This window comes from Thiosulfatimonas sediminis (genome assembly GCF_011398355.1).
GTDB classification, from domain to species: Bacteria; Pseudomonadota; Gammaproteobacteria; order Thiomicrospirales; family Thiomicrospiraceae; genus Thiomicrorhabdus; species Thiomicrorhabdus sediminis_A.
In genome coordinates this window covers 402,252-428,244 of the sequence record NZ_AP021889.1, presented here as the reverse complement: position 1 = coordinate 428,244, position 25,993 = coordinate 402,252, and the positions used below count along the sequence as shown (strand labels likewise).

Annotated in this window: 28 protein-coding genes, 2 tRNA genes and 1 pseudogene; 4 read left to right on the top strand and 27 right to left on the bottom strand. The window is 46.4% G+C overall.

What is annotated here, in order from left to right:
• Window positions 1–138 precede the first annotated feature (138 nt).
• The 24 genes and pseudogenes from HRR27_RS01975 to HRR27_RS01865 form a co-directional block, all read right to left on the bottom strand.
• Entirely contained in the window at window positions 139–1,689 is a 1,551-nt protein-coding gene (locus HRR27_RS01975) for a DUF927 domain-containing protein (RefSeq protein ID WP_173270117.1), read from the bottom strand.
• A protein-coding gene (locus HRR27_RS01970) for an IS3 family transposase (RefSeq protein WP_173269189.1) occupies window positions 1,686–2,848 on the bottom strand; the annotation gives its coding sequence in 2 pieces (ribosomal slippage) (window positions 1,686–2,572 and window positions 2,572–2,848; 1,164 coding nt in all). The genes HRR27_RS01975 and HRR27_RS01970 overlap by 4 nt, the downstream gene beginning before the upstream one ends.
• Before the next feature lie 64 nt (window positions 2,849–2,912).
• Complete coding sequence (locus HRR27_RS01965) at window positions 2,913–3,221, bottom strand: DUF927 domain-containing protein (RefSeq protein WP_173270113.1); 309 nt, start codon at window positions 3,219–3,221, stop codon at window positions 2,913–2,915.
• Window positions 3,218–4,309 (bottom strand): PriCT-2 domain-containing protein, encoded by a 1,092-nt coding sequence (locus tag HRR27_RS01960; protein WP_173270109.1) that lies wholly within the window; start codon window positions 4,307–4,309, stop codon window positions 3,218–3,220. Before HRR27_RS01960 ends, HRR27_RS01965 begins: the two co-directional genes overlap by 4 nt.
• A gap of 10 nt (window positions 4,310–4,319) precedes the next feature.
• Entirely contained in the window at window positions 4,320–4,685 is a 366-nt protein-coding gene (locus tag HRR27_RS01955; RefSeq protein ID WP_173270105.1) for a hypothetical protein, read from the bottom strand.
• A gap of 10 nt (window positions 4,686–4,695) precedes the next feature.
• Window positions 4,696–4,956, bottom strand: a complete 261-nt coding sequence (locus tag HRR27_RS01950; RefSeq protein ID WP_173270102.1) for a hypothetical protein — start codon at window positions 4,954–4,956, stop codon at window positions 4,696–4,698.
• Window positions 4,949–5,230 (bottom strand): hypothetical protein, encoded by a 282-nt coding sequence (locus HRR27_RS01945; RefSeq protein ID WP_173270099.1) that lies wholly within the window; start codon window positions 5,228–5,230, stop codon window positions 4,949–4,951. Before HRR27_RS01945 ends, HRR27_RS01950 begins: the two co-directional genes overlap by 8 nt.
• Window positions 5,230–5,586, bottom strand: coding sequence for a hypothetical protein (locus HRR27_RS01940; RefSeq protein WP_173270095.1), 357 nt, complete (start codon window positions 5,584–5,586; stop codon window positions 5,230–5,232). Before HRR27_RS01940 ends, HRR27_RS01945 begins: the two co-directional genes overlap by 1 nt.
• A complete protein-coding gene (locus tag HRR27_RS01935) occupies window positions 5,586–6,182 on the bottom strand; it encodes a hypothetical protein (protein WP_173270092.1) in 597 nt (198 codons plus the stop codon). The genes HRR27_RS01940 and HRR27_RS01935 overlap by 1 nt, the downstream gene beginning before the upstream one ends.
• Entirely contained in the window at window positions 6,182–6,466 is a 285-nt protein-coding gene (locus tag HRR27_RS01930) for a helix-turn-helix transcriptional regulator (RefSeq protein WP_173270088.1), read from the bottom strand. Before HRR27_RS01930 ends, HRR27_RS01935 begins: the two co-directional genes overlap by 1 nt.
• Before the next feature lie 157 nt (window positions 6,467–6,623).
• Window positions 6,624–7,559, bottom strand: coding sequence for a hypothetical protein (locus HRR27_RS01925; protein ID WP_173270084.1), 936 nt, complete (start codon window positions 7,557–7,559; stop codon window positions 6,624–6,626).
• Between the two features lie 282 nt (window positions 7,560–7,841).
• The gene (locus HRR27_RS01920) at window positions 7,842–8,288 is read right to left on the bottom strand and encodes a helix-turn-helix domain-containing protein (RefSeq protein ID WP_173270080.1); all 447 of its coding nucleotides are present in this window, start codon (window positions 8,286–8,288) and stop codon (window positions 7,842–7,844) included.
• Between the two features lie 528 nt (window positions 8,289–8,816).
• Complete coding sequence (locus tag HRR27_RS01915; RefSeq protein WP_173270077.1) at window positions 8,817–9,446, bottom strand: hypothetical protein; 630 nt, start codon at window positions 9,444–9,446, stop codon at window positions 8,817–8,819.
• 2 nt (window positions 9,447–9,448) lie between these two features.
• On the bottom strand, window positions 9,449–9,649 hold the full coding sequence (locus HRR27_RS01910) for a hypothetical protein (protein WP_173270074.1): 201 nt from the start codon (window positions 9,647–9,649) through the stop codon (window positions 9,449–9,451).
• A gap of 404 nt (window positions 9,650–10,053) precedes the next feature.
• On the bottom strand, window positions 10,054–10,734 hold the full coding sequence (locus tag HRR27_RS01905) for a tyrosine-type recombinase/integrase (RefSeq protein ID WP_173270071.1): 681 nt from the start codon (window positions 10,732–10,734) through the stop codon (window positions 10,054–10,056).
• Between the two features lie 24 nt (window positions 10,735–10,758).
• A pseudogene (locus HRR27_RS12950) lies at window positions 10,759–10,836 on the bottom strand (hypothetical protein); the annotation flags it as partial.
• Between the two features lie 17 nt (window positions 10,837–10,853).
• Window positions 10,854–11,303, bottom strand: coding sequence for a tyrosine-type recombinase/integrase (locus HRR27_RS01900; protein ID WP_173270069.1), 450 nt, complete (start codon window positions 11,301–11,303; stop codon window positions 10,854–10,856).
• 223 nt (window positions 11,304–11,526) lie between these two features.
• A tRNA-Met gene (locus tag HRR27_RS01895) sits at window positions 11,527–11,603 on the bottom strand.
• A 59-nt stretch (window positions 11,604–11,662) separates the two neighbouring features.
• Window positions 11,663–12,754 carry a redox-regulated ATPase YchF gene (gene ychF, locus HRR27_RS01890; RefSeq protein WP_173270067.1) on the bottom strand — a complete coding sequence of 364 codons (1,092 nt, stop codon included), beginning with the start codon at window positions 12,752–12,754 and terminating at the stop codon, window positions 11,663–11,665.
• Between the two features lie 49 nt (window positions 12,755–12,803).
• On the bottom strand, window positions 12,804–13,379 hold the full coding sequence (gene pth, locus HRR27_RS01885; protein WP_173270063.1) for an aminoacyl-tRNA hydrolase: 576 nt from the start codon (window positions 13,377–13,379) through the stop codon (window positions 12,804–12,806).
• Window positions 13,380–13,415: 36 nt separating this feature from the next.
• Window positions 13,416–14,003 carry a 50S ribosomal protein L25 gene (locus HRR27_RS01880; protein ID WP_173270059.1) on the bottom strand — a complete coding sequence of 196 codons (588 nt, stop codon included), beginning with the start codon at window positions 14,001–14,003 and terminating at the stop codon, window positions 13,416–13,418.
• Between the two features lie 271 nt (window positions 14,004–14,274).
• Window positions 14,275–15,231, bottom strand: a complete 957-nt coding sequence (locus tag HRR27_RS01875; RefSeq protein WP_173270056.1) for a ribose-phosphate pyrophosphokinase — start codon at window positions 15,229–15,231, stop codon at window positions 14,275–14,277.
• A 57-nt stretch (window positions 15,232–15,288) separates the two neighbouring features.
• A tRNA-Gln gene (locus HRR27_RS01870) sits at window positions 15,289–15,363 on the bottom strand.
• 110 nt (window positions 15,364–15,473) lie between these two features.
• Window positions 15,474–17,324, bottom strand: a complete 1,851-nt coding sequence (locus HRR27_RS01865; protein ID WP_173270053.1) for a tetratricopeptide repeat protein — start codon at window positions 17,322–17,324, stop codon at window positions 15,474–15,476.
• A gap of 426 nt (window positions 17,325–17,750) precedes the next feature.
• On the opposite strand from HRR27_RS01865, the gene hemA reads away from it, so the two are divergent.
• From hemA to HRR27_RS01845, 4 genes are all read left to right on the top strand, one after another.
• Entirely contained in the window at window positions 17,751–19,028 is a 1,278-nt protein-coding gene (gene hemA / locus HRR27_RS01860; RefSeq protein ID WP_173270050.1) for a glutamyl-tRNA reductase, read from the top strand.
• Between the two features lie 71 nt (window positions 19,029–19,099).
• Complete coding sequence (gene prfA, locus HRR27_RS01855) at window positions 19,100–20,191, top strand: peptide chain release factor 1 (RefSeq protein ID WP_173270047.1); 1,092 nt, start codon at window positions 19,100–19,102, stop codon at window positions 20,189–20,191.
• A gap of 3 nt (window positions 20,192–20,194) precedes the next feature.
• Complete coding sequence (prmC, locus tag HRR27_RS01850) at window positions 20,195–21,052, top strand: peptide chain release factor N(5)-glutamine methyltransferase (RefSeq protein WP_173270044.1); 858 nt, start codon at window positions 20,195–20,197, stop codon at window positions 21,050–21,052.
• Between the two features lie 9 nt (window positions 21,053–21,061).
• Window positions 21,062–21,847: a HesA/MoeB/ThiF family protein gene (locus HRR27_RS01845; RefSeq protein WP_173270040.1), complete on the top strand. Its 786-nt coding sequence runs from the start codon at window positions 21,062–21,064 to the stop codon at window positions 21,845–21,847.
• Here HRR27_RS01845 and HRR27_RS01840 read toward each other — a convergent pair.
• The 3 genes from HRR27_RS01840 to parC form a co-directional block, all read right to left on the bottom strand.
• On the bottom strand, window positions 21,825–22,571 hold the full coding sequence (locus tag HRR27_RS01840; protein WP_173270037.1) for an OmpA/MotB family protein: 747 nt from the start codon (window positions 22,569–22,571) through the stop codon (window positions 21,825–21,827). The two genes, HRR27_RS01845 and HRR27_RS01840, sit on opposite strands and share 23 nt — an antisense overlap.
• A gap of 3 nt (window positions 22,572–22,574) precedes the next feature.
• Window positions 22,575–23,417: a motility-associated protein gene (locus HRR27_RS01835; RefSeq protein WP_173270033.1), complete on the bottom strand. Its 843-nt coding sequence runs from the start codon at window positions 23,415–23,417 to the stop codon at window positions 22,575–22,577.
• A 324-nt stretch (window positions 23,418–23,741) separates the two neighbouring features.
• Window positions 23,742–25,973 carry a DNA topoisomerase IV subunit A gene (parC, locus tag HRR27_RS01830; protein WP_173270030.1) on the bottom strand — a complete coding sequence of 744 codons (2,232 nt, stop codon included), beginning with the start codon at window positions 25,971–25,973 and terminating at the stop codon, window positions 23,742–23,744.
• Window positions 25,974–25,993 lie beyond the last annotated feature (20 nt).

Genomic DNA, 25,993 nt, shown 5'->3' with positions numbered 1-25,993 from the left:
GAAGAATAACGAACTTTATTCAGGAATTTTAGATGTGGGTAAATTGACGCTTACGAATAGACAAGGCTAAGACTATGTGACGGAAGATAAGCAAACGCCCCGCAATGGGGGCGCAATGGGTGAATGAAACGGGAATGATTAAGCAGGCAAGGCCGTTGGTTCTGGCTCGGGTTCTTCCTCATGGTGACCGTGATTCAGAATCGTGCCGTAAATCGCGTAAACTTTAGCGTTACCATTATCAAGGTCAGGGCGCTTGATGGTGTAAGTGTTCGGGCTAATGGTGCGCTGTTGTTTCTTAGAAAAGTACGGTTTATCTTTCTTGATATAGCCGTGCTTGGTTAGCGCATTAATCACCGTTTTACGGTCAAGGCCCTGTATCACCTCAGCAAACGAACCCGACTGAAAACAAAACAGGTTTGTTTTCGCCTCAAAGTCGTCAATGATGTAACCATATTTGTTAATCACTTTCGGCCGGTGGTTCTCGTGGTTATCCTCTCTTGAAAAAGCACTCTCGTTAAACTTCTCAATAAAGGCTTTTACACGCTCTATGGCCTGCTGTTCTTCGATTGAATCGCTAATACTTGGCTGATTGTACATCCAGTTCTTAAAACACTCTCCGACCAACTCAAAGGCGGTGTTCTGTTGCCAACCGGTAAGCCCCCAAAGGGTAGCCACTTCACCTACACCCGCTACTAAAGCAAAGCGGTTAATTACGCGCCCAATCTGGTTATTCGCATCCTTTGGCAAATACCGCTCAATAAACTCTTTTCGAGCAATTTTAATCGCCTGTAGCACAGCCTCTTTTTCGAGAATTAGCCGTTCGATAAATTGAATACCTGCAACACCATAATAAGTATTTGTGTTTTGAAGCAATGCCTCTGCCTGTTCTCCAGAATTGCTGAACCCATCCAACAAAACATTAAAAATTCCATGCTCACCGCATCTGGCTTCAATATCTACTAGGCGTACATGGTGGCCTGCATAGGCCTTCTCACCTATAGACGCTAAAGCCGTATTTATATCGAGCTCTCCTGTAGAGAGAAACAACGTTCGCCACGTTCTCGGAACTGCTTCATTCATCCGCTTTTTCGCCACACCATTAGCCAACATATAAACCGTAGCCCCAATTTCTTTGGCTTGCATCTCCTTCATTTCATCAAGCAATAACAAGTTATCGTTATGCTGATAAGCGGTAAGTTCTAGGCCGTTACTGGTAGCCCGCCACGTCTGTTTACGCTGATGACTTCCCCAAACTGAACCGGCCGCATATAAAGCCCGCGTTTTACCTTGTGAACTATCACCACGAAAATGAAATCCTCCCCCTTCGTCGCCCGTAAGGGTAAGTAGAGGCGCGGCAAAGGCCGAACATATCGCCAAACAGATACGGCTATTACCTACCGCAAACGCGCTTACATTATCTTTCCACTCCTGCAAGGTGCCTTTTTGCTCATAGCCTAGGTTTGCCGGTATCTCACTTTGATAAACCACCTCTTTTGCATCGGGCGGGCTAATGGTCCGATCAGGCAATACATAAACGCTGTTCTCTAGGTTCCACCCTGTTTTGTTGGTACAGGTAATCACCTCTTGCACAGGGTTAAACTGCACATACTGATTGAATAGATTTTTAGCCCGTGGCGTATTCAGACCACGCACCCCCATATTCAAAAGCGTACTGTGTGTTCTGGTCAAGCTTTTTTGGACACTTGGTTTTTACAATTTTCATACTCAATCGGCGTCAAATCACCGTTCGCAGTATGAAGCCTTTTTAAGTTGTAGTAACGCATGTAATCTGCTACGTCTTTTTTCATGCTCTCGCGTGTTGGATGATAGGCTTTAAACAGCCAGTCATGTTTTAAGCTGCCAAAAAATCGTTCAACAACGGCATTATCCCAACAGGCTCCGACATCGCCCATAGAGGCTGTCATATTTTGCTTAGCCAGTAGTGTGGCAAACCGTTTGCTCGTGTACTGAGAACCACGATCACTGTGAAAAATCACGCCTTTGGGATGCCCTCGTAGCCAATACGCTTGCTGTAAGGATTGCATGACGAGTTCGACCGTCATTCGTTCACTCACGGCCCAACCGATAATGCGGCGAGAATACAGGTCCATTACGACACTCAAATACAGCCAACCTTCAGGTGTTTTCAAGTAGGTAATATCGCCTGCCCAAACTTGATTCATCGCGCTTGGATTGAACTTCATCTTAACCAAGTTATCCGCCACTCGATGTGTCAGGTTACGCTTAGTCGTTATTTTATAAGCTCGACGCTGTTTGACGACTAATCCCAGTGTTTTCATGAGCCGACGTGCTTTCTCTCGGCTGACGAGAAACCCAGCCTTACGAAGGGCTTTGGCGAGTTCACGAGAGCCCAAACTGTCACGGCTCTCTTTGAAGAGCTGTTTGGCTGTACGATAGAGTTCAAGTTGTTCTGTCTTGATTGCCTTTTTAGGTCGTTTTTTCCATGCGTAATAGCCTGAACGACTGAGTTTCAACACTTGGCTCACAGGCTTAACTGGCAAGCCCTCCTGAATCAATTCATCCATGAATGAAAACGTTATCGGATGTCTTGCGCCAGAAGGGCTGAAGCTTTTTTTAAGATCTCTTTTTCGAGTTTTAAGCGCTTGTTTTCAGCGCGCAACTGTTTCAACTCAGCGCGTTCATCCTGACTCAGTGCTGACCCATTGGCTTGGGCTTCAAACTTCTCTTTCCACTTGTAAATCAAATTCGTTCTGACACCTAAGGATTCAGCCGCCTCTGCCACACTGTAACCTTGATCCGTTACCAACGCGACGGCTTCTTTTTTAAACTCATCGGTGTAAGTTTTATAAGTTCTCTTTTGACTCATGATCACTCCTAGTTCGACAACATCTATTGTCTCTTATAAAAGTGTCCACTGCTATTAGACCAGTTCAGTGCAAGGTATCACCACGCCCGCCCAATAACTCCGCAGGCATTACCCATTTTTTCAAGCGGCCTAAGCGGTCCTTAAATTCCAACACATAGCCCCAGTTATTGGCCTCCGTGTCGCAGGTAATCGCAGATACTTTCAAATCCGAACATATCGGCACCGGTGCCGCGTTCTCGTTGTTCGGGTCCTTATAAAACAGGCCATTAACGCCAATCTCAAAACCTTCAACCAGATTCACGCCCTTATAAAACGTATCGCTTTGGGCTTTCTGAAACTTGGCCTTACCGTCCACTAGATTCGATTCACTCATAAGCCGCCCCCATTAGTGCGAACATCAACCCCGCGGCCGATTTCTGGCACTGGCAAACCTTGCGGGTGATCTAACAAAAAGCGGTCGTTCCAATCGCTACCCGCTTCACCTTCGGCAAACTCAGGATAGTTATAAGCGCAATCAATCGCACCGGCCGCGCACTTAGCTTTCTCAATCCCGACATTCACCCCCTTGGCGCGTTCCGTGTCGCGGTCATTATCGGCCGCAATGGTAAACACACCGGCAGGGTAAGCACGCTTAAAGGCAAGGGCCACGCTCTTGAGATTACCGGCATTAAACGCGCAAATCACATTGCTAGAGCGTTCATAAAACCCCGCAATCGCTAAACCCGTGGCCAAACCCTCGCACAAAATGAACTCGTTAGAGTCATCATTCAAGCGGACCGGATAAAAGCCACCCTTAACGCGCCCACCTTTTAAAAACCACTTAAAGCCGGTGGCGCTGATCTGTTGCAAGTTCCACGGCTCATACAAGGGGGCGGCTTGATTTGGCTCATAGAGGTGTTTAATTTGGCGATATTCACCGGTGAACTGATATACTGGGATAATCAAATTTAAGCCAATTTGATAGATATTTTCTAGGGGTGCTCCGGCAACCCCTTTTTTTATCAAATATGGGTGCTCAGGATTGCATCTAATCGCACGGCTTAACACCTCTAAAGCATTTAATTTTGCCGCCTGTTGATTCAATGCCGTTTGCTTAGCCTGTTCCGCTTCTTCTCGCTTACGCTGTTCCTTGCGCTGTTTTTCCTCAGCCTTAAAGCGGGCCTTATCCTCTTTGCTAATGGGGGCGAATTGAAAGCCGTTATCCTTGGCCATACTCACCAACGTAGCAATCGTGACACCGCCACCGGCTTTAATGCTTTTCCAAGTCGCGTTAAAAGCATCCTGTTTAAAACTCTCAGCTGTGGCGCTCCAATCGTGGGCCACTTGTTTACCTTCTTCGCCAAACTCGGATTTAATCGCCATGAGAACGCGGGTCCATGTTTCACGGTCACAGTTCGCACTGATATACGTCAACATGAAAACCACGGTAACAAGGTCTAAAGGTTCGTGATCTACTCTCATACTCCCCCCTTTACCCATTCAACAGCATAACCAAAGCAAACCCAGACGCGGCTAAGCGTTCAAGATTTGCAGTAGTCATTCCGTTATTCGGTTTAAATGGTGGCTTCTCAAAGTGCCCTAGAATATTCACGGCATTTTGCATCAAATCACGTCGATTCTGGTTAAAGGTCAGGTGATTTCCAGTATCAGAATAAAAGAATAAATCTCGGTAGGTTTCCAATAGCTGTGGAGCTACAAAACCGCGAATAGCATTCGCCTTAATAACACTCTCTAAGGCTTGTTTATGGGCACGATAACAAGTATTTAACTGGTCATCACTAGGAGCCAATTCCGTTCCAATAAATGCCGCAGTCATCGTTGCTAAATTTGGTTTCATTTCGGCTTGCTTACCCATTAATCACCCCCTGCTTATCGCTCATATTGGCATAAGAAAACTTATGCACCTTGCCGCCCTTGGCCTGTTGGATAACACAAACTTTTCTCTCAGCATCCATTAGCACAATAAAGCGCGCGGTTTGACCATCGCGGACCGCATTAAACGAACGCCACCGGTTATCAAATACAATCGGAGGCATACGCTTGATTTCATAGCCGCCAAACTCGCGTAATAGCACTTGGCGCATATTGAACTTAATCGCGTTATTCATCGGTTGCGCCCTCCTTTCTTTGCTTATCAAAGGAAATAAACGCCCCTTCAAAATCCATTCCGGCCGCCCATTCAGCCACCGCATTAAGACTCGTAAACTCAACTTTTTCTCGGGTAGCTCGGTTTTTAGCGACTGACTTATCAGGCGTGCAAACAAAATCCCAAGCGCGGTATGTTGTACCTTTATCCGACAAGGTAAAGAACCCTTTTAACGGGTCGCGGCTGTTGAAAAAGAACTGTTGCAGGTGATTCAAAATCTTGGTTTGCTTATCCATTACTTAACACCCCCGCTTTCTTTAAACTCCAAATTAAAGCGATCAACCAAAGCGCGCGCCTCGTTCGCCATAAAGAGCATTTCTTGCATCGTGGCGGCTTGATTCTCTAGCCAGATACCAAAATTCAAACCATCACGGGCAGGGTTAAACAATCCGCCTTCATTCTCTTCACAAGCAGACTGAAAGGCGCTTGCATGGGATTGCATACTAATTAAAGCGTTTTCGACTTCATCGAATAACGTAGCTGTAAGATTGTCGAGTTGGTCCACTTCTTCAATGGTCGCTTTACCCTCTCTGATCTTCTGGCAGGCTTGATTAAAGCCAAGGGCGCTAAGTTGTGTAATTACTGTTTTCATTACTCAGCCCCTCCTACCGTTACCGCATTCGGTAGCATGACCTGCATTTGTGGCACACCTTGAGAAGCTAACCAAATGGCTAGGCTATCCAGTGTTTCAAAGTAGCGCGGGGATTTGGTGGCATGGTTTTGAATCGTGGCAATTTGCCCGCTTTCGGTCTCAATAGACAAGGACCAAGCACCGGCCAACGACACGGCAATAAACCGCTTAATAAAGCTGTTTTCAGGCAGATTAATAGAAAACGAGAATTGCCCCACGGTTTCGCGGGTAAAAGATGAATTAGCCATGTGATAGGCCTCCGTTACTGTTTTAGTGTTTCCGCCTGTTTTAGTTGCAGGCGGTCGGGTATCACTAATCGCAGTAACACGACTGGACTTATTCCCTTCGAAAAGGTCTTTTATTCGTCCTTTAACCCGACCATATTTTGAAATACGGTTACGGTTTTCCATACCCATAGCACTGAGAATAGCGCGGATTTTGGGCACAAAAAAAGCCAAGTTAGACGCATGGCATTGCGTGTTACTGTTTTTAGTTAGGCTTGTAATGCTAGCGGCTTTCGGGCGCGGGTGCAAGCTTTCCAGTAGATAGGTGGCCATTATTCGCCCCCTTGTGCCGCTTTCTTGCGGTCATCAATAAACTGGTAAACGGCTGTACTATCCCAAACACTGGTGTTTTCAGATAGCTTAATAGGCGGTGGGAATTTGCCGGAACGGACTAGCTTATAGATTTGCGACTTACTTAGCGTGGTGATCTGGCTCACCTCAGTAATTCGGATAAGCTTGCCAAACGGTGGCAACTCGGGGGCGGGTTGATGGTTCTCAGGGCTTGGGCCGGTAATCGGCACCACATTAGCCGCTTGAGTTCGTGGGGTTGCATTCATAGCAATACCTCTCTATTTCGGGGTTATCGAAAGTAGAGCCGTGCAACTTGTGTATGCGCGGCTCTTGAGGGGTATTGTTAAAAATTAATCAGGTTAAACGGAATGACACAAAAAATGTTTTTTATGTCGGTTGCATTGCAACAACTCAGTTCTGTATTTATTCATTAGCCCTTAACCATTTGATAAATTCAATGTTTAAGCAATCTTGAAAAAAAACCTCCCAATTTTTTGGCCTACTCGGGAGTTCTTCAAAGTCTTCAAACAAGATTTCTAAAATTTCTAAACGGTTATGAAAAACTTGGTCGCTTGGCCTTATGTATCCTTGATGATATGCCACTTCAAAAGAAAACAAATCAGCATAAGCCCACAAAATCCACAAATCCAAAGCCTGTAATACCTTCTTTGATAAAACCTCACTGGTAGCTTTGGATTGGTCATCCATTGACCTATTTTGCCTATTTTCAAATTTTGGGAATTTACTTCTCAACTCTTCCCTTTGCTTCTCAATGAACAACTCTATTTGCTCTATTATCAATGACTTAGATGCATAAGGATTAATACCAAGAAAAAGTCTTTCAGGCACGGAGTAATCATTACTATCTGATGAGACTTTAAAAACCTTTCCATTAGGTGTTGGTGATATTTCAGAAAAACTGGTATTAAGTTTTAAAACGGGAGTAGAGCTTTGCCAATGTGACCGGCTATCAAAAGTAATGGGGCTTTCAAAGTGGCAAACAATCATTTCAGCTTTTCTTTGTTCTGATTGATCGTTAAACGGAATCATATAACCGGCATCTTCATGATGTAATCTATTTAAAAGCCACCCTCTTAACTCTAAGTTTTCTGCTAAATCTTTTGGTGTTAATTCTAAATTTTTATATTTATCCAGATCAAACCCAATTGCACCAACCAACTCAGAAAACGTATTACATGCTCCAAGTTTTTCATACAACTGGAACTCTCTATCCGCTTCCTCACGTCTTCTTTCGCAACTACTTTTTTGATTTAGTTCAATCAAAATTGAAGCCTCCAACCACCAAAACCAAAACTCCGCCAATAAAAGCGCCTGTTTAGCTTTAGTCGGTTTTATCAAATTTAAGCCATGCCCCGCCTATTGGTGGCGGGTTTCTTGTGTTATCGCGTCTATTGCGCTCTATAGGAATGTTATCACTTCGATAGAGATAGCGGGAAATTACAGCGGGCTTTACTTGAGAGGGGGCGAACCGGCCGACCTTGGCCAATAATACCCTAACCGGTTCCAGTTCGTGGCGTGGTGGCGATTACAGGCGGCCGCTTTTCGGGAACCGTGGCCAAAACATAAACCCCACCCCCAGAAACAACAACGCCCCACAATCGGGGGCGCTGATCTACTCGGTTAGGCGGTTCGCTTGGCTTGCCAATGGTCGTTAATTTCTTCTAGGGTGATCTGTTCGGCCTCTTGCATGGCTTCACTTTCCGAAAGCATCTTTAAAAGATAAGCAATCGAACTTGTTTGGTTCTGCGACTCCAAGAAATACGCCCTTAGCACGACATCGCTAGTGCGCGGGATTTGTGTTTCTGCTTTTTCCCAACGGGCCACGGTTTGGCTATCGACACCCAATACACCCCCAAGCGCCTTTTGAGAAAGGTTTAACTCCGTTCTTAGGTAACGGAACTCATTAGCGGTTAAGGGGGCGCTTTTTTCAACCAATAGCCCGCCAATCGCCGCGTGCAATTCATCCATATGGTGAATGCTTAAATACTCTTCATCATCCATGTTTTCAAGCTGATAACCATTCTCCAAGTAGATGTTATCTAGGCCGCTGTCTGTATAGTGGTACATGGTTAAAACTCCTTAATAATGACGGTTACCAGATAGGCGCTTGGGTCGTATTCGCTGTTTTTCAGGTCTATAACTACCTCTACCCTGTCACCACTAGCAAAGCCTTTTAAATTAAATTTCCAACTCCCCGCGGCCGTTTGGTGCGGTTACTCTGTCATTTGGCTATGTGGGCATTTGAGCACTTGAAATATCTGCCTGATAGTTACCCCGCGTTCCCGCATTCGTTGGCGGCAATGGCTACTTAATTTAATGCTACTGCTATGGTGCTCAGCCAAGTCTTGAATAATCGTCTTAGCCGATTTCACAGAAAGCGGGAACTCTATAACGGTTTTCTTTTCGGTCACGGTTTACGCCTATCAATTTGATAGCTATCATTTTGATAGCAAATAAGAAGAAAAGCAATAGCTAGAAACACAAACGCCCCACAATCGGGGGCGCAAAATCCATAAGGCAAGGCGGGCAAATTCGGCTCAATTTAACATAACGTAACACCTTATTAGAACCGACCACCTCGGGCCGGTGATCTGGTTATTTTTCTTCTGCAAATACTGGCTGTTGCCCCGCTTCCCTTGGTAAGAATATCCCTTTTATGCAATCGGGATTAATAACCGCTATTTGAATATGATTACCGGTGGAGAACTTGGCCCCTTCATACACTTCATCACCTTCAATAAAAGCCGCCCTTACAGAATCAAATGGTTGTCCTGCTTCCTCAGCGAGAGTACAGGCATAACGAATTACCGCGCAATCTAATTCACGCTTTCTAAAATCAAAATCATTTGGCCCGAACTGGCCATTAGTCGGCATGGTTTCACACTCTGCCTTCATTATGTCTTTTAAACGATTATAGGCTAATCTAATGAAGTCGATATATTGCTGATCTAGCAGGTCTAGGCAGTTCCCTAACTCGATTACCGCCCCCAAAACAAACGGCTCTTTGATTCTTGAATTTTCGCGCTTGCTGTCCTGCTCGGCATATTGCCGCGCTCGTTCTAGGTTGTTCTCCCAGAAATAAACGCCTTGGCCTAGCCAATCATAAGAATTATTGCTATGTAAGAATTGAGCTTCTTGATTTAGGATTTTTAGGCCGGCTTCCTTATCTGTACCGTGGAAGCCGTAAATAATGGAGGGTTTAGAATTGTATAAACTTGGTTGCACGCTTAATTCTCAGTGCATCCAGTCAATCGGGTTTGAACAGAACGGCGGTGGCCTTCGATTGGCTGAATCGTGGTAAAGAACTTATTTACAGTCCCATCCTCATTCAAGATACGCGACTTTTTCAAAAGGCGAACACGCTCCTCATGAGTACGCGGCTTTGCCTGCTCTTGAACTCGTTTGGTTAATTCTGCAATAGATAGCATACACGCCCCCTTAGTGACTAATCGCTTTAATATACTATATTACACCGCAAGAGAACTCTATACACAAGTTGCACGGCATAACAAAGCCCATTCTAATAAACTCTACTTATACTTAAACTGCCCCGCGTTTTACCCTGTTTTTCCTTGGAGGGGGCGGCCGTGAATTTAACATAACGTATTACCGTTTAAAAAACGCGCTGTATTCTTAGCAAAAAACCCGAAAAGTTCCCACGGTTCCCACTCAGGTTTTTTGTGTGGGAACCGCTACAAGCCCCGCCACTGCGTTTGGTTCCCACGGTTCCCACAGTTCCCACGCGAAAACATCAATGCAGATACACACAGACACAAAAAAGGGGCTTAACCCGCCCCCATTTTGATAAAGGTTACTTATAACAAACTGCTATTTAACCTTTTAAGCGACCATGCAACGGCACCACATCGGCACCGGCTTTAATACTGTCTAGGTAATCGGCCCACACTTGTAGCATCTTGGCGCGTTCCGGTAAATATTCGGCCTTGTTGTAGCTTGCCCTTACCTTGTTGCCCTCTTCATGGGCTAGCTGTTTCTCTATCCAGTCAGAATTAAAGCCCATTTCATTTAACAGCGTGCTAGCCGTACCTCTAAAGCCGTGGGCGGTATGCTTGCCACGGTAGCCCATCCGATGCAAAGCCGCGTTTAAGGTTTGGCTACTTAACGGCTTGCCCATATTGTGCGGGCTTGGGAAAACATACCGGCCGTGCCCGCTGTATTGCTGTTGTTGCTCTAATAAGCGTTTCACCTGCTTACTGATCGGCACCACATGGGGGCGGTCCATTTTCATAGATTCGGCCGGTATGATGATTTGCCCCTTATCCAGTTCAACAAACTGCCATTCGAGTTCCGCTAACTCCGTGGGCCGTAAAAAGATATAGGCTTGCACCTCTAGGGCTACTCGGGTGCTTATATCTCCGTTGTATTCGGCTACATCATTCAATAATCGGTTAAGGCTTTTGCTATCGGTCAAATTATGGAAGTTTTCCCGCTTCACCTTTTTAAAGATATTGTTCGGCAGGTCTCTAACCGGATTGCGTAAACAATGGCCCATCCCGACCCCGTACTGAAAAATGTTAGTTGCGAACTGTTTTACCTTTCTCAGGGTTTCCAGTTTGCCGGTGGCCTCAACCCCCTTGAGCGCATCCCTTGCAATCTCGGGCGTAATTTCTTCTAGGGGGTAAAATCACCAAGGCGCGGGATTAAATGCCCCTCAATTCGCCCCCTGTTCTTTTTCAAGGTGGAATATTGCCAACTTTCGGCCATGTGGTTTAACCATTCATCGTAAAGCTGTGCAAACGTCATACGATTGGCTAGGCGCGTGCTCTCTTGCTCGATGTTTTTTTGTTCTGCCTTGGTTTGCTGTTTCTGCTCGCTTGGGTCTTGGCCAATAGCGAGCGCCTCTTTTGCTTGATCTCTCAGGGTGCGCGCTTGCGCTAACCCTAGGGCCGGATATTCACCAAGGGTTAAAACCTGTTCTTTTCTGGTTTGGGGGTGGCGGTAACGAAAGCGAAAGAACTTCTTACCGGTTTGGCGTACTTCAACATACAGACCGTTTGAATCGGTCTCTTTATAGACCTTATCAGCGGCCTTGAGTTTTCTCAATTTTGTATCGGTTAGCATGGCGGGGCACCTTTGAACCTATCACGGTTTCAGCAAAAAAAAGCGGGTAACGTTTTAGGGGGTGCGGGTAACACTCAAAACGTTACCCTCAATATTACCCGCTTTTTTCGTGGCTTGCATGAGTCAGAATGGACCGCGTTAGAGTGCAATAGACGCTAAGTTATTGATTTTACGTTATTGAAGGCATAAAAAAACCCGCTTTGGACGCGGGTCTTTAGGTATATGGTGGCTACACCGAGATTCGAACTTGGGACCCCATCATTATGAGTGATGTGCTCTAACCAGCTGAGCTATGTAGCCTAAATGTGGTGCGTATTATATGGAAAATATAATTATCGTCAACCCTATTTCGATTTTTTTTATACATTAAATCTAAAATGCATGACGTCACCGTCTTGAACGATATATTCTTTACCTTCCAAACGTTGTTTGCCCGCGGCTTTTGCGCCGTTATCGCCTTTAAATTCGACAAAATCGTTATAAGCGGTCACTTCTGCACGAATAAAGCCTTTTTCAAAATCGGTATGAATTACGCCAGCGGCTTGGGGTGCGGTGGCACCCTTTTTAATCGTCCATGCACGCACTTCTTTTACGCCTGCCGTAAAGTAGGTTTGCAGACCCAATAATTCATAAGCCGCGCGAATAACACGGTTAAGTCCGGGCTCTTCTTGACCCATTTCTTCTAGAAATTCAATTTTATCTTCGTCATCTAACTCGGCGATTTCTGCTTCGATAGCGGCACAAACCGGAACCACGACCGCACCTTGCGTCTCGGCAATTTCACGAACTTTATCAAGTAGCGGATTGTTCTCAAAGCCGTCTTCATTAACGTTGGCAATGTACATCATCGGTTTGATTGTCAGCAATTGCAGATCACGTAACAGCAATTTTTCATCGTCATTGAGTTCAACCAAACGAATCAACTTACCGTCTTTAATCTCTTCTAAAACACGCTCATACAATGCTTGACGCGCTTGTGCTTCTTTATTGCCGCTTTTCGCCAGTTTCTGCTGTTTCACTGCATTTTTTTCTAATGATTCAGAATCCGCTAACACTAACTCCATATTTATGATTTCAATGTCTGAGATCGGATCAACTTTACCAGCGACGTGCACAATGTCGTCATTTTCAAAGCAGCGAACAACCTGCACGATAGCGTCAGTTTCGCGAATATTTTGTAAGAACTTGTTTCCTAGCCCCTCACCTTTCGATGCACCCTCAACCAGTCCAGCAATATCCATAAAATCGACGGTGGCCGACATAATGCGCTCTGGATTGACGATTTGCGCAAGTTTTTGCTCGCGAGGATCAGGAACAGCAACAACGCCAATATTTGGATCAATGGTACAAAACGGATAGTTTGCTGATTCGATTCCGGCGTTGGTTAAGGCGTTGAAAAGGGTTGATTTACCAACATTTGGTAGACCAACAATACCGCATTTAATTGCCATTAGAGATATCCTCGCTTGCGTTGCAGGTAGGTAAGAAAAGAAGGTTTATTTAAGACTTGGTGTGCAATGTCATCATTGCTTTATCAAGCTGCCCAGAAATCAGTTCTGGAATGACTTTACTGGCGAGGTAGCTGGCATCATCAATCATCTGACGCTCGGCTTTTGCGGGTGCTTTCAGAACGTAGTCCACAACTTGATCGCGATGCCCTGGATGCCCGATACCCAGGCGCAAGCGTATAAAATCTTGCCCCATCGAAGCAATCGTGTCTCGCAAGCCATTATGCCCGCCATGCCCACCGGCTTTTTTTAACTTAGCACTGCCAGGCGGCAGATCCAATTCATCGTGTACGACAAGAATGGATTCGACCGGAATTTTGTAAAAATTGGCTAAAGCGACAATCGATTGGCCACTGCGATTCATAAAGGCCGCCGGTTTTAATAGCCAAAAATCAAGTCCGTTGCTCTGCACACGTGCCGCATGCCCTAAGAATTTGGTCTCTGGGCGAAATACCGCGCCGTATTGTCGCGCTACTTCATCCACAAACCAAAAACCAGCATTATGCCGTGTTAAATCATATTTATCGCCTGGGTTACCTAGACCGACAATCAATTTAATCTGTGACATAAACGCTGGCTCTCAGTGTTAAGCGATAAGGGGAAATTACCCTTTACGCTTAGGCTTACTGATATTTACAACCGATTGGTCATAATCGGTATTACCGTGAGTCAATGCAGTCAGGATGACACCTTCTGGCATAGTTAACTCAGATAGACGCAAGCTGTCGCCAGCTTCCATTTTAGAAACATCAACGGTAATTGAGCTTGGTAAGTCTTTCGCAGTACAACGTACTTCAACAGAAGGTTGTAGGAAAGACATAAGTCCACCCATCTTCACACCTGGAGCAACTGCTTTACCAACGAAGTTCAATGGAATCTTTTTAGTCACAACAGAATCGCCAGAAGCGCGTTGTAAATCCATATGAGAAATCATGTTGGTTGCAGGGTGACGCTGAATATCTTTAACGATAACTTGTTCTGCGTCGCCGCCTTGAACGTCAACGGTTACCACGGTGTTGTACATATCCTTGTTATCAAAGACGTGTGCAACAAAGTTGCCTTCAAATGCAACAGAAACGGCTGGCTTATCGCCACCATAAATGATTGCAGGTACTTTACCCGAGTTACGAAGGCGGCGGCTCGCACCTTTCCCTTCCTGAGAACGGGTTACTGCTGTCCAATTTTGGCTCATTGTTTTTCTCCAAAGTAGATAAACTTCATGGTTTATCAAATTAAATACAACTCATGTTCGCGACCAAACACAAGCAAAGCGCGGATTATACTAAAAAAACCAAAAATTTCCACCGCTTTTTCAATACCTTAGCCAAGACCGACAGGCCAATAGCTCGGAACTGCGCTAAACACCCACACCCGCGGACTTAAAAGCAGCGCACAACAGGCCAAACCTAAAAAGCAAAAAGCGCCTAAAAAGGCGCTTTTTCAATAAAAACCGACTAGACCGCTTAGTGTGCCATGAGCGCAGTAACCGACTCTTCTTGGTTAATTCGGCGAATGGTTTCACCCAATAAATTAGCAACGGAAACTCGGCGTATTTTTTCACACTTACGTGCCGCGTCGCTTTCAGGAATCGAATCGGTCACAACCAACTCTTTAAGCACTGAGTTTTGAATATTCTCAACCGCTGGACCAGAAAGTACCGCATGCACCACATAAGCGGAAACACTTTTTGCTCCTCGCTCCATCAGCGCGCTGGCCGCTTTACATAGCGTGCCTGCTGTATCGACCATATCATCAATAATAATGCAGTCACGACCCTCTATCTCACCGATGATATTCATCACTTGCGCTACGTTGGCTTTTGGACGGCGTTTATCGATAATTGCCATATCCGCATTAATCGCTTTTGCCACAGCGCGAGCACGCACAACCCCACCCATATCGGGTGATACAATCGTGACATTTGCTAAGTCTTGGGTCTTATTCATATCTTCAACCAACAACGGAGAACCATAAATGTTATCCACTGGAACATCAAAGAAACCTTGAATTTGATCAGAGTGCAAGTCAACGGTCACAACACGATTCGCACCAGCGGCAGTAATCATATCTGCAGCAAGTCGAGCGGTAATTGGTACACGGGCAGAATAAGGGCGACGATCTTGGCGCGCAAAACCGTAATAAGGAATAACGGCAGTGATACGACCAGCTGAAGCACGTTTAAGCGCATCAATCATCACTAACATTTCCATCAGATTTACAGCAGGCTCTGGAGTACAAGTTGGTTGTAAGACGTAAACATCTTGACCACGAACAGATTCTTTGATTTCGACCATGATTTCGCCGTCACTGAAACGACCAACGTCTGCTTTGCCGAGAGGGATATCTAAGTATTCAGAAATCTTTTCTGCGAGACTGACATTTGCGTTTCCCGCAAAAATCATGACATTTTTAGTAGCCATTTAAGGCGCTCCTGTTGAGAGGAAAAAAATGATTTGGGGAATTCGGAAGGCAGATAATGGCAGGGATGGCAGGATTCGAACCTGCGGTACACTGGATCAAAACCAGATGCCTTACCACTTGGCCACATCCCTGTTGTATCTGTGTCATTCGAGACAGGTGCGTATGATACAGCCATTAAATTAAAGTTCAACTCTTTTTTTACAAAAAAACTAAACTTTTTGACCATTACGCATCCCGTCAATTATTTACCTTGCTGAATCCATTCTTGTAAATCGATAAGTGCTTGATTTTGTTTAAAACGCTCAAGGTACTCAATCCAGATTCCCTGTGCTTTCTCTTTCATACCTGCCATCCAATATGCACGAATTAAATGTTCAGCAACCACTTCATCTTTCTCTACAGCGTACGCTTTTTCCAAATACTGCACCGCCTGATTGTACTCTTTTTGCTGAAACAACACCCACCCCATACTATCCAGGATAAAGAAATTATCCGGTTCAATCTGGATAGCACGTTCGATTAAGGTTTTCGCTTGCGCTAGATTAATGCCATTTTCCGCATAGTAATAACCTAACCCGTTCAAGGCGTCGACATTGTTTTGATCGAGATGCAACAACTGCTGCATATTGCTTTCATACTCAGCAAAGCGTTCTAAAAAATAAAACAAGTTCGCTTGTTCCAATAAAGCACGTTGATGATCGGGTTGAATTTCTAACAACTCCGTCAGCGTATCAACTGACTGCTGATACTGATCCTCTAAACGTAAAAAAATGGCTTTCGCAAGCAACATTTTTATCTGATTTGCTTGCACACTAACATCTACCTGCTGCAAACGCTCATACGCTTGTGCTTTGTCATTTTGCGAAAAATAGATTTCTGCCTGATGCAACAACGCATCCGTTTTGTAAACCGCAGATTCCACCTTGGAAAAATACGCTAAGGCCTCTTTATTTTGCCCCTGCTCTTGCAAAGCATAGCCCAAATAGTAATTAGCCACTTCTTGATAAGCACTGATTTCCATAAGTTGGTTAAAGAGTGTTTTCGCGGTTTCAAAATCTTTACTGTCTAAGAGCAACAGCGCCAATGCGAATTTCGCCGAATGCTGCTGAGGATTCTGCTCGACAATTTGCTGATAACGCGCCTGTGCAGCTTGATTCATACCAGCCTGAACTTCCAAACGCGCCAAACGCTCTTGCAATTCAGTATCATCCGGATACTGTTGTGCATAGCTGCGTAATTGTGTCACGCCCTCTTGATACTCGCCCATCTGCAGATAAATCTGGGCTAAGAGCGAATACACTTGGCTTTTCTCGCCAAACTCGGTAAAAGTCAGCGTCTTTTTTAACGACTGCAACGCCAGTGCAAAATCCTTCTGCGATGCCGCAATCATTCCTAACCCAAGATAACTCGCCCACTGCTGGGGATACTCATCCACAATACGCTGCATAAATTGTTGCGCAAAAGTCAAATCACCGACCATTGCCGAACTGGCGCGCTTAGCGGCAACTAAGATATCCTGATCAATCCCAGCGGCCGTCAAATCCGCGTATTTTTGCCATTCCGTAAACGCCGCCGATACATCGCCCGCACGCAGACTCAACACAAAACTGGCGCGCCAAGCCCCTTCAACATTCGGATCAATCGTACGCCACAGTTTTACCGCTTCACTGATGTTTTGCGGCTGAAACGTCGTCATCGACACATTAAAAGCGTGCTGTGCAATTTCTGGGTCTTGCGTCTCTTGCGCAAGTTGATGATAAATTTGATAAGCCTGCTCTGGCAAGCCTCGTTTTAAACGCATCTCTGCCTGCAACAACATAAACATCTGGTCAGCGGACAAGCGCTTCTGCACGATAAAGTTACTCACCACCTTATCCGCCGGCACAGCCGAATTTGCGCTGTCACTAAGCGCCGCTGGCTGGCTAAGTTGAGAGCCATCCGCCACCGGCGTGCCGGCATCCACCGAGGCACAGCCCTGCATGGCTAACAAGCCAGTACCCAATAATAATGAGCGTAAGGCCGTGCGCTTCAAGGGCACGGTATGGGCTCTCGAAAAAGAAGCAAACATAAACTTTGGCAATATTGTTTTCATAACGTCTCAAATTTTTTGGCAGCGGTGTTATGTAATAGAGATAAATACCCAATCAGCGACTAAGCGTTAACTGCGACGGAGCAAACTCAAGTGTTCAAGCGCACATTAAAGCCACACGCCATTGGCTTCAATGAATAGAATCTTATCTATTTAAAAGAATAAATTAGTCTAATGAATTTCACCTAAAGACGTAACTAAGATTGATAAAATCCTGATGATTGTAACGAGTTCTCAAACCTTTACCGAAAGGAAAGCGCCCCTCGCACATTTGATTTATCGGCAACACCTCATTACGACTGACGTAACCTTCACCCCAAGGCAAGCCTACACGCCGACAAAAACTTGCAATTAGCCCAATAATTTAGCAGAATTACGCCTCTTTGGATGCGTCTTTGTGCGCTTTTGGGTCTACGGTAAACAGTTAATATGAAGCTAATTACACTCGGTGTCAATCACGAAACGGCTCCTGTTGATATCCGTGAAACTGTCTCATTTACCGCGGATTTGGCAAGAAAAGCTTTCCAAGAATTAAAAAACGAATCCCTCGTTGCCGAGTGCATCATTCTCTCAACCTGCAACCGTACCGAGATTTATAGCACCCAAAAAGACGCTGTCGATGCCGAAAAAGTCAAACAATGGCTGCACGAATTTTTTGGCTTACCCGCGCACAGCATTGAACCTTATCTTTACCAATATCAAGATATCGATGCAGTTAAACACATTATGCGCGTTGCTTCAGGGCTTAACTCTCTGGTTTTGGGCGAGCCGCAAATTTTCGGACAAATCAAAGACGCTTATAACACAGCGCACAAAAACGACAGTATTCATCAAACCATGGATACCCTGTTTCAGCACATTTTTAAGACCGTCAAACAAGTCCGTACCGACACCGCTATCGGAACCAGTCCGGTCTCAGTCGCCTTTTCTGCGGTATCGCTATCCAAACAATTTTTTGGCGACTTAAGCGAACAAACGGCCGTACTTCTCGGCGCAGGGGAAACCATTGAGCTTGTCGCCCGTCATTTAAAAGAAGCGAATATTGGCAAACTGATTATTGCCAATCGTACCTTTGAACGCGCTCATCGTTTAGCTGAAAGCGTTGCAGGTTATGGCATTCAACTGGACGAATTAGATGACCACTTGCATGAAGCCGATATTGTCATCGGTTCAACTGGCAGTCCTTATGCAATTCTGAAACGCGACCAAGTTAGAACTGCGCTCAAAAAACGCAAAAATCGTCCGATGTTTATGGTTGACATTGCCGTTCCGCGCGACATTGAAAGCAGCATAGGCAATCTTGATAATGTCTATTTGTATACGGTAGACGACTTGCAAGAAATCATTGAAAGCAACAAGCAATCTCGGCAAACTGCCGCGCTGCAAGCTGAGGAAATCATTGAGCTGCAAGCGCTCAACTTCATGGCCCAACAGAACGCAATCGCTCGTGTAAAACCCATTATTCAAGAATATCGTCAGCAAGCGATGCAAATCAAAACCCAGGCTTTAGAGCACGCACTCCATCAAATCGAACAAGGTAATGATGCCGAAACCGTGATTAAACGCCTTGCTAACCAATTAACCAATCGCCTGCTGCACACCCCAACCGCCAAGCTCAACCAAGCCGGAATAGAAGGCAACCAAGCCCTCATTGAGAGTGCATCGGAACTGCTCATTTGTCGCAACGACCCAGTCTGCAACAAATAGCGCAGCGCAATTGTGCGCCCTAGCACCAAACCGCCTAAGCCCATTTAACCGATTTTTAAGAGATTACCGCCGTGAAACAGTCGATTCGTCTAAAACTTGAAACCCTTGTGGAGCGTTTAGAAGAGCTCAACCATCTGATTTCCGATCCGGGCATTATGAGCGATCAACAAAAATTTACCGCGCTGACCCGTGAACACGCCCAACTTTCACCGGTGGTCGAAACATTCAACGCCTATAGCGGTGCCGAAACCGATTTAGCCGACGCCAACGAACTATTGCGCTCTGGCGATGCCGAAATGGCGGAGATGGCCAAAGAAGAAATTCCACAATTAAAAGCCGCATTAGAAGGTTTTGAGCGTGATTTACAAACCATGTTATTGCCAAAAGACCCACGCGACGACGCCAACATTTTCTTAGAAATCCGCGCCGGAACCGGCGGTGACGAAGCGGCCATTTTCGCCGGCGACTTATTTAAAATGTATTCACGCTTTGCTGAAACGATGCGTTGGCAAGTTGAAGTCATCAACTCCAATGAAGGTGAACACGGTGGTTACAAAGAAATCATCGCACGCATTATCGGCCACGGCGCCTACTCGCGCCTAAAATTTGAATCCGGCGCACATCGTGTACAACGCGTTCCGGCGACTGAAACCCAAGGCCGAGTACACACCTCTGCGGCCACCGTCGTCATCATGGCCGAAGCGCCGGATGTCGAACAGGTTGAACTCAACCCTGCCGACTTGAAAGTAGACACTTTTCGCGCTTCCGGTGCGGGTGGACAGCACGTCAACAAAACGGATTCAGCCATCCGCATTACCCATATTCCCAGCGGAACAGTGGTCGAATGCCAAGACGAACGCTCGCAACATAAAAACCGCGCCCGCGCCATGTCCCTCTTGGCTGCGCGGATTATGGATGCCAAACAGCAAAAACACGATGCTGCGATTGCACAAGAACGTAAAAGCTTGGTCGGCAGTGGCGACCGTTCAGAACGAATCCGCACTTACAACTACCCACAAGGCCGCGTAACTGACCACCGCATCAACCTGACCCTATACAAATTAGACGATGTGATGAACGGCGGTTTAGATAACGTCATAACACCATTAATTCAAGAGCATCAAGCAGAACAGCTTGCCAGCCTAAACTCCGAAGGCAACTAAACGATGCAAATCGGCTACTCGATTGAACAGGTCATTACGCAAGCGACTCAAAGTTTTACCCACTGTGCGTTTGTCGACTCACCCAAACTGGAAGCCGAAATTCTGCTCGCACACCTGCTGCAAAAAGACCGAACCTATCTGTTTACTTGGCCGGAAAAAATCGTCGATGACGAGATGATTGTCGAGTTCCGCGAACTATGCCGCGCACGCCTGCTTGGCACCCCCATAGCCTATCTGACTGGCGAGCGCGAATTTTGGGGACTCAAACTCAAAGTAAGCCAAGACACCTTAATTCCACGCCCCGACACCGAAACCTTAGTGGAAGTCGCCTTAAGCTTAATAGCAGAACAACCGCAAGCGGCGATTGTCGATTTGGGCACTGGAACCGGCGCCATCGCTTTGGCGCTTAAATTCGAACAGCCACAAGCCAGCTTAACCGCGGTGGATTTTTCTGCCGCCGCCTTAGCTATCGCCAAACACAACAGTGACACCTTGCAACTGCCGGTAACCTTGCTGCAAGGCTCTTGGTGCCAACCCCTTGGCGATCAACAATTTGATTTGATTGTCAGCAATCCGCCCTATATCGAAGAACAAGACCCACACCTGCAACAAGGCGATGTACGCTTTGAACCGAGAAGCGCACTGACTTCGGGCAACGATGGTTTGGATGACATTCGCGCAATCAGCGCGCAAGCGCCAGCGCACTTAAATCCAGCGGGCTGGCTTGCCTTTGAACACGGCTATAATCAAGCCTCGGCAGTGCAAGCCATCTTACAACAGCACGGCTTTGTGGAAATTAACAGCCGGCAAGATTACGCCGGTAACGACCGAGTGACTTACGGGCAAAAACCGAGCGCATAGGAAAAGCGTATGAACTTAAGCAAAACCGAACTCAATGACGCCGAGCTTTCTCGCTATAGTCGGCAAATCCTGCTGTCCGAAATCGACTACGCCGGCCAACTGACCTTGGCGCAATCCCATGCCGTTATTTTTGGATTAGGCGGTTTAGGTTCCCCCGCATCGCTCTATCTCGCCGCCGCCGGCATCGGAAAATTAACCCTGGTGGATTTTGACACGGTAGACGACTCCAATCTGCAACGCCAAATCGTGCATCGCGAAGCGAATATTGGGCAAGCCAAAGTGGCTTCCGCCAAAAGCAATCTAACGCAATTGAATCGTTTAATTGAGATTAACTGCATCGAACAGAAGCTCAGCCCAGAGGCACTGGAACCCCTGATTGCAGAAGCCGATGTCGTCTTAGACTGTAGCGACAACTTTGCCACACGCTTTGCATTAAATCGTGCGTGTCGTGCAGCGCAAAAAACACTGATTTCCGGCGCAGCAATTCGCTGGGAAGGCCAGCTCAGTACCTACGACTTTCGTAATCCAGACAGCCCTTGCTACCAATGCCTGTATCCGCAAGACAGCGGCCAAGAACTCACCTGTTCGCAAAACGGAGTACTTTCTCCAGTGGTCGGCATGATTGGCTCCATGCAAGCGATAGAGGCCATTAAAGCCTTGCTCGGCCTGCCAACCTTAACCGGTAAACTCATGTTGATTGATGCTTATAGCATGATGATTCGCACCTTGAATCTCAAAAAAGACCCAGAGTGCGCGCACTGTTCATCCGCACTTACGGAACGCGACCCGCTTTAAAAGGATTACCCGTTGGCACGCCATTGGGAACTGCGCTGTTCGCAGACTTTTCTGGGCGTTTATCCACATAAATAATCACTCGACGGTTTAAAGAACGACCGTAAGGGGTATCATTCTCGGCAACAGGGTCGTTGTCCGCCTTACCGGCAATGGTCACTTGTGAGGCCGTCAACCCCATGTCAATAAATGTACGCGCGACCGTTGCGGCACGCGCAGCAGACAATTCCCAGTTGGATGGAAAAATCAGATTATTAATCGGAAGCGTATCGGTATAACCGGTAATGGTGATTGTTTGATCTCGTCCAGCCAAAGTTTCACCAAGCTTCTCGAGCTGTTCACGCGTTGCATCGTTAATCGTGGCCCGACCGCTTTCAAAAAAACTATCGGAAAACAGGGTAATTTTCACGTAATCATCTGTTTCTTCGATTTGCACATCTTTTGGATTCACCTCTTGCAAGGCTTTTTGCAATTCCTCCCGTGAAACGGGCGGTTTCATCTGTAAATCAATTAAATCAACTTGCGGAGTAAACAATTTTTCATCTTCAATTTCTGCCCCAATCGGCGGCTGTCCTTGCATTGCATTGACGAAAGCTTGGCGATCTTTGGGATCGACAATCGAAATCAACCAAAGCACTAAAAACAGCACCATTAAGACCGTCATCAAATCGGCTAAAGCGATTTTCCAAGCACCGCCGTGTGCGCCTCCTTCATCAATATCCGACATGGATTACGCCTCTTCTTCTCTAGGCACCGCAAATTCTGGCGGCACAATTTGCCGACCAATTTCGACCGACAAACTGGGCGACACGCCATTTGCATAAGCCACCATAAACGAGGCCGCCATTTCAAACAGAGTGCGATCTTGGCGTACCATAATTTCAACCGAATGCACAAAGGGCGCCAAAATCGCAAAAGCCAAAAACACGCCGGTTAAAGTCCCAACCAAAGCCGCGCCAATCGCCCCGCCAATAACGGCGACATCCATATCGCCACCCAGCATATCCATAGTCAAAATCACCCCCATGACCGCCGCAACGATACCAAAACCAGGCAACCAATCCGCCACCTTACCCGCTGCACGCGGCACCTCCATCATTGAGTTGGTCATGGTGCTGATCTGTTTCGCCAAATGCTCATGAAAACTTTGTGATGCGGGAGGATTGAGCAGCAAATAACTGAAATTCTCGGTGATAAATTTCTTTAAGTCAGGGTGCTTTAACACGCGTGGATACTGCGTAAAAATTGGACTGTCTTCCGGCGCAATTAGATGCTTTTCTAATGCCAAAACACCTGCACCACGCGACAGACGCGACAACTCCTCCAATAACCCTAAGGTTTCTGCATAAAGCTGTTTTGAGACTCGCTCTCCTGCAAAAAAACGGCCGACAAAATGCAGGGTACGCATCCAAACATTAACCGGCGTAGATGCCATAAATGCGCCCAACGCAATGCCCAGAATAACCACCAATTCCGAAGGATGCCACAAAGCAGACAGGTTACCGCCCATCAACACAAAACCGCCAAGAAAACTGGCGATAATAATAAATAAGGCAATCGGCTTAGCTATCATAAAAGACCTAATTACAGGCAAAGAAGACAACTTCTCGCCTGCTGAAATGAACAAAATGAAATAGAGATTTAGTGCAAGCACATAACAAGCCACAATACGCTAAAGTGACTGTAACCTTTAACGGCTCCCTCTTGAAAACCTTAAGAAAAGACTCCGGTTTAGCAAGAACGTACTAAGGACACACAGAACAAGTCCCGATTGTCTTCCGCACTGGCTTGCCTGTTTTTGTCAGGTTCATACAGGAGGCAAACAGAAGCCAAACACCCGCATTGCGCAGTTAAATGCTTCTGAGCCTTAAGTCATTTGGACGTGTTCTGTCAGTTCCTAGCTCTTTATTTTTTCGATCGATATAACTTTCTTCAACGTTCGCGGGAGTACTATGCCGCGTTTAGCACGACCGGCCAAAGCTTCTTGCCACGCACTAGGCCCAAAAAGCTTCTCGTACTTATCCGTCTTGAGATTCAATTTATCGTTTTCACCAAACGCACAAATCGCATTAACCTCCTCCCCCTTAGGCAATTGAATCAGCTTAATCCCTTTCCCTTTAGCCAACTCTGGGAGTTCATGCAGCGCAAACACAAGCATTCTTGGCTCACTGGTGACCACCGCCAACAGGGTGTCTTCAACCACATTCGTAGGCGTCAAAACTTTGGCCCCTTTCGGCAAAGTCAACATCGCCTTACCCGCTTTGTTTTTAGAGTACAAATTTTCGAACTCGGTCACAAAACCATAGCCTGCACTACTCGCCAGCACAAATTTATCTTTAGGATTCGCCAGTAATACTTGCGTAAACTGGCTACCGGCCGCCAGATTGAGACGTCCAGTTAAGGGTTCACCATGAGAACGCGCTGATGGCAAACTGTGCGCGGCAAGTGAATAACTGCGTCCAGCACTGTCCAAAAACACCGCCACTTGACGACTTTGGCCACTGCATTGCGCCAAAAACGCATCACCCGATTTATAACCCAAATTCAGCCCATCAATATCCAGCCCTTTGGCTGCTCGCACCCAACCAGTTTCAGACAAAACCACCGTCACGGCCTCGGAAGGCAATAGGTCTTGCTCGCTCATCGCCTGCGCGCTTTTGGCTACAATCAATGGAGAATTACGCTCATCTCCGTAAGCTTCAGCATCCGCCAATAACTCTTTTTTCACCAAGGTTTTTAAGCGTGCTGCTGAGCCCAAAATTTTCTCTAAACGGTCACGCTCTTGCGCCAACTCGTCTTGCTCAGCGCGAATTTTCATCTCCTCAAGTTTCGCCAGATGTCGAAGCTTCAACTCCAATACCGCTTCGGCTTGTGTATCGCTTAGGGCAAAACGCGCCATCAAAACCGGTTTGGGTTTATCTTCTTCACGGATAATGGCAATCACTTCATCAATATTCAAAAAGGCAATCAGCAAGCCATCCAAAATATGCAGTCGCGCCAAGACCTTGTCGAGACGATATTGCAAACGTCGACGCACCGTCTCTTTACGGTATTCCAACCATTCACTCAGCAGGGTATGCAGGTTTTTCACCTGTGGGCGACCGTTTAAGCCAATGACATTAAAATTCGCGCGATAGCTTTTTTCTAAATCGGTGGTGGCAAACAAGTGCAGCATAGTGGTTTCGGCATCAACTCGCTTAGAACGTAACTCAATGACTAAGCGCACGGGGTTTTCATGATCTGATTCGTCACGCAAATCAACAACCATCGGCAATTTTTTGGCGCGCATCTGATTAGCAATTTGCTCTAACACCTTCGCACCAGAGACTTGATACGGCAGAGCATCAATCACCACGTTCACGCCGTCCTCAAGAAGATAACCGGCGCGCTGTTTTATCGATCCATGTCCCGTCTGGTACATCGCGCGCAAATCTTCAGAACTACTAATGATTTGCGCCTTATTCGGGTAATCCGGTGCGGGAAGATACTCCAGCAGTGCATCCAAACTCAAATCTGGCTGATCCAACAACGCCACACAGGCAGCAATCAATTCGCGTAAATTATGCGGTGGAATATCGGTCGCCATGCCCACCGCAATCCCCGAAGTCCCGTTCAACAGCACATGTGGCACACGTGCTGGCAAGGTCGTAGGTTCATCCATGGTGCCATCAAAGTTAGCGGTCCAATCGACGGTTCCTTGATCTATTTCCTGCAATAACAGCTGGCTAAATTTAGAGAGACGGGCTTCGGTATAACGCATTGCAGCAAATGATTTGGGGTCATCCAACGACCCCCAGTTACCCTGTCCATCAACCAACGGATAGCGATAAGAGAAATCCTGCGCCATCAACACCATCGCTTCATAACACGCAGAGTCACCATGCGGATGGAATTTACCGAGCACATCGCCCACAGTACGCGCCGACTTTTTAAATTTTGCCGTGGCTTTTAAGCCCAATTCCGACATGGCGTACAAAATACGGCGCTGCACCGGTTTAAGCCCATCGCCGATGTGCGGTAGCGCTCGATCGAGAATGACGTACATCGCATAATCGAGATAGGCACGTTCAGCAAATTCCGCCACACCGCGCTGTTCGACACCTTCATAGTTCATCGTGGGTTGATCCACACACTGCCCCTTTAATTAAC

Coding starts and splice junctions, on each gene's coding strand:
- HRR27_RS01935 (WP_173270092.1), bottom strand. CDS start 6,182: ATGGCCACCTATCTACTGGAAAGCTTGCACCCGCGCCCGAAAGCCGCT.
- ychF (WP_173270067.1), bottom strand. CDS start 12,754: ATGGCAATTAAATGCGGTATTGTTGGTCTACCAAATGTTGGTAAATCA.
- HRR27_RS01900 (WP_173270069.1), bottom strand. CDS start 11,303: ATGCTAACCGATACAAAATTGAGAAAACTCAAGGCCGCTGATAAGGTC.
- pth (WP_173270063.1), bottom strand. CDS start 13,379: ATGTCACAGATTAAATTGATTGTCGGTCTAGGTAACCCAGGCGATAAA.
- HRR27_RS01845 (WP_173270040.1), top strand. CDS start 21,062: ATGAACTTAAGCAAAACCGAACTCAATGACGCCGAGCTTTCTCGCTAT.
- HRR27_RS01920 (WP_173270080.1), bottom strand. CDS start 8,288: ATGTACCACTATACAGACAGCGGCCTAGATAACATCTACTTGGAGAAT.
- HRR27_RS01865 (WP_173270053.1), bottom strand. CDS start 17,324: ATGAAAACAATATTGCCAAAGTTTATGTTTGCTTCTTTTTCGAGAGCC.
- HRR27_RS01905 (WP_173270071.1), bottom strand. CDS start 10,734: ATGGGCCATTGTTTACGCAATCCGGTTAGAGACCTGCCGAACAATATC.
- HRR27_RS01960 (WP_173270109.1), bottom strand. CDS start 4,309: ATGAGAGTAGATCACGAACCTTTAGACCTTGTTACCGTGGTTTTCATG.
- HRR27_RS01840 (WP_173270037.1), bottom strand. CDS start 22,571: ATGTCGGATATTGATGAAGGAGGCGCACACGGCGGTGCTTGGAAAATC.
- HRR27_RS01875 (WP_173270056.1), bottom strand. CDS start 15,231: ATGGCTACTAAAAATGTCATGATTTTTGCGGGAAACGCAAATGTCAGT.
- HRR27_RS01910 (WP_173270074.1), bottom strand. CDS start 9,649: ATGCTATCTATTGCAGAATTAACCAAACGAGTTCAAGAGCAGGCAAAG.
- HRR27_RS01950 (WP_173270102.1), bottom strand. CDS start 4,956: ATGAATAACGCGATTAAGTTCAATATGCGCCAAGTGCTATTACGCGAG.
- HRR27_RS01940 (WP_173270095.1), bottom strand. CDS start 5,586: ATGAAAACAGTAATTACACAACTTAGCGCCCTTGGCTTTAATCAAGCC.
- HRR27_RS01930 (WP_173270088.1), bottom strand. CDS start 6,466: ATGAATGCAACCCCACGAACTCAAGCGGCTAATGTGGTGCCGATTACC.
- HRR27_RS01880 (WP_173270059.1), bottom strand. CDS start 14,003: ATGAGCCAAAATTGGACAGCAGTAACCCGTTCTCAGGAAGGGAAAGGT.
- HRR27_RS01835 (WP_173270033.1), bottom strand. CDS start 23,417: ATGATAGCTAAGCCGATTGCCTTATTTATTATTATCGCCAGTTTTCTT.
- HRR27_RS01965 (WP_173270113.1), bottom strand. CDS start 3,221: ATGAGTGAATCGAATCTAGTGGACGGTAAGGCCAAGTTTCAGAAAGCC.
- HRR27_RS01945 (WP_173270099.1), bottom strand. CDS start 5,230: ATGGATAAGCAAACCAAGATTTTGAATCACCTGCAACAGTTCTTTTTC.
- HRR27_RS01955 (WP_173270105.1), bottom strand. CDS start 4,685: ATGAAACCAAATTTAGCAACGATGACTGCGGCATTTATTGGAACGGAA.
- prmC (WP_173270044.1), top strand. CDS start 20,195: ATGCAAATCGGCTACTCGATTGAACAGGTCATTACGCAAGCGACTCAA.
- hemA (WP_173270050.1), top strand. CDS start 17,751: ATGAAGCTAATTACACTCGGTGTCAATCACGAAACGGCTCCTGTTGAT.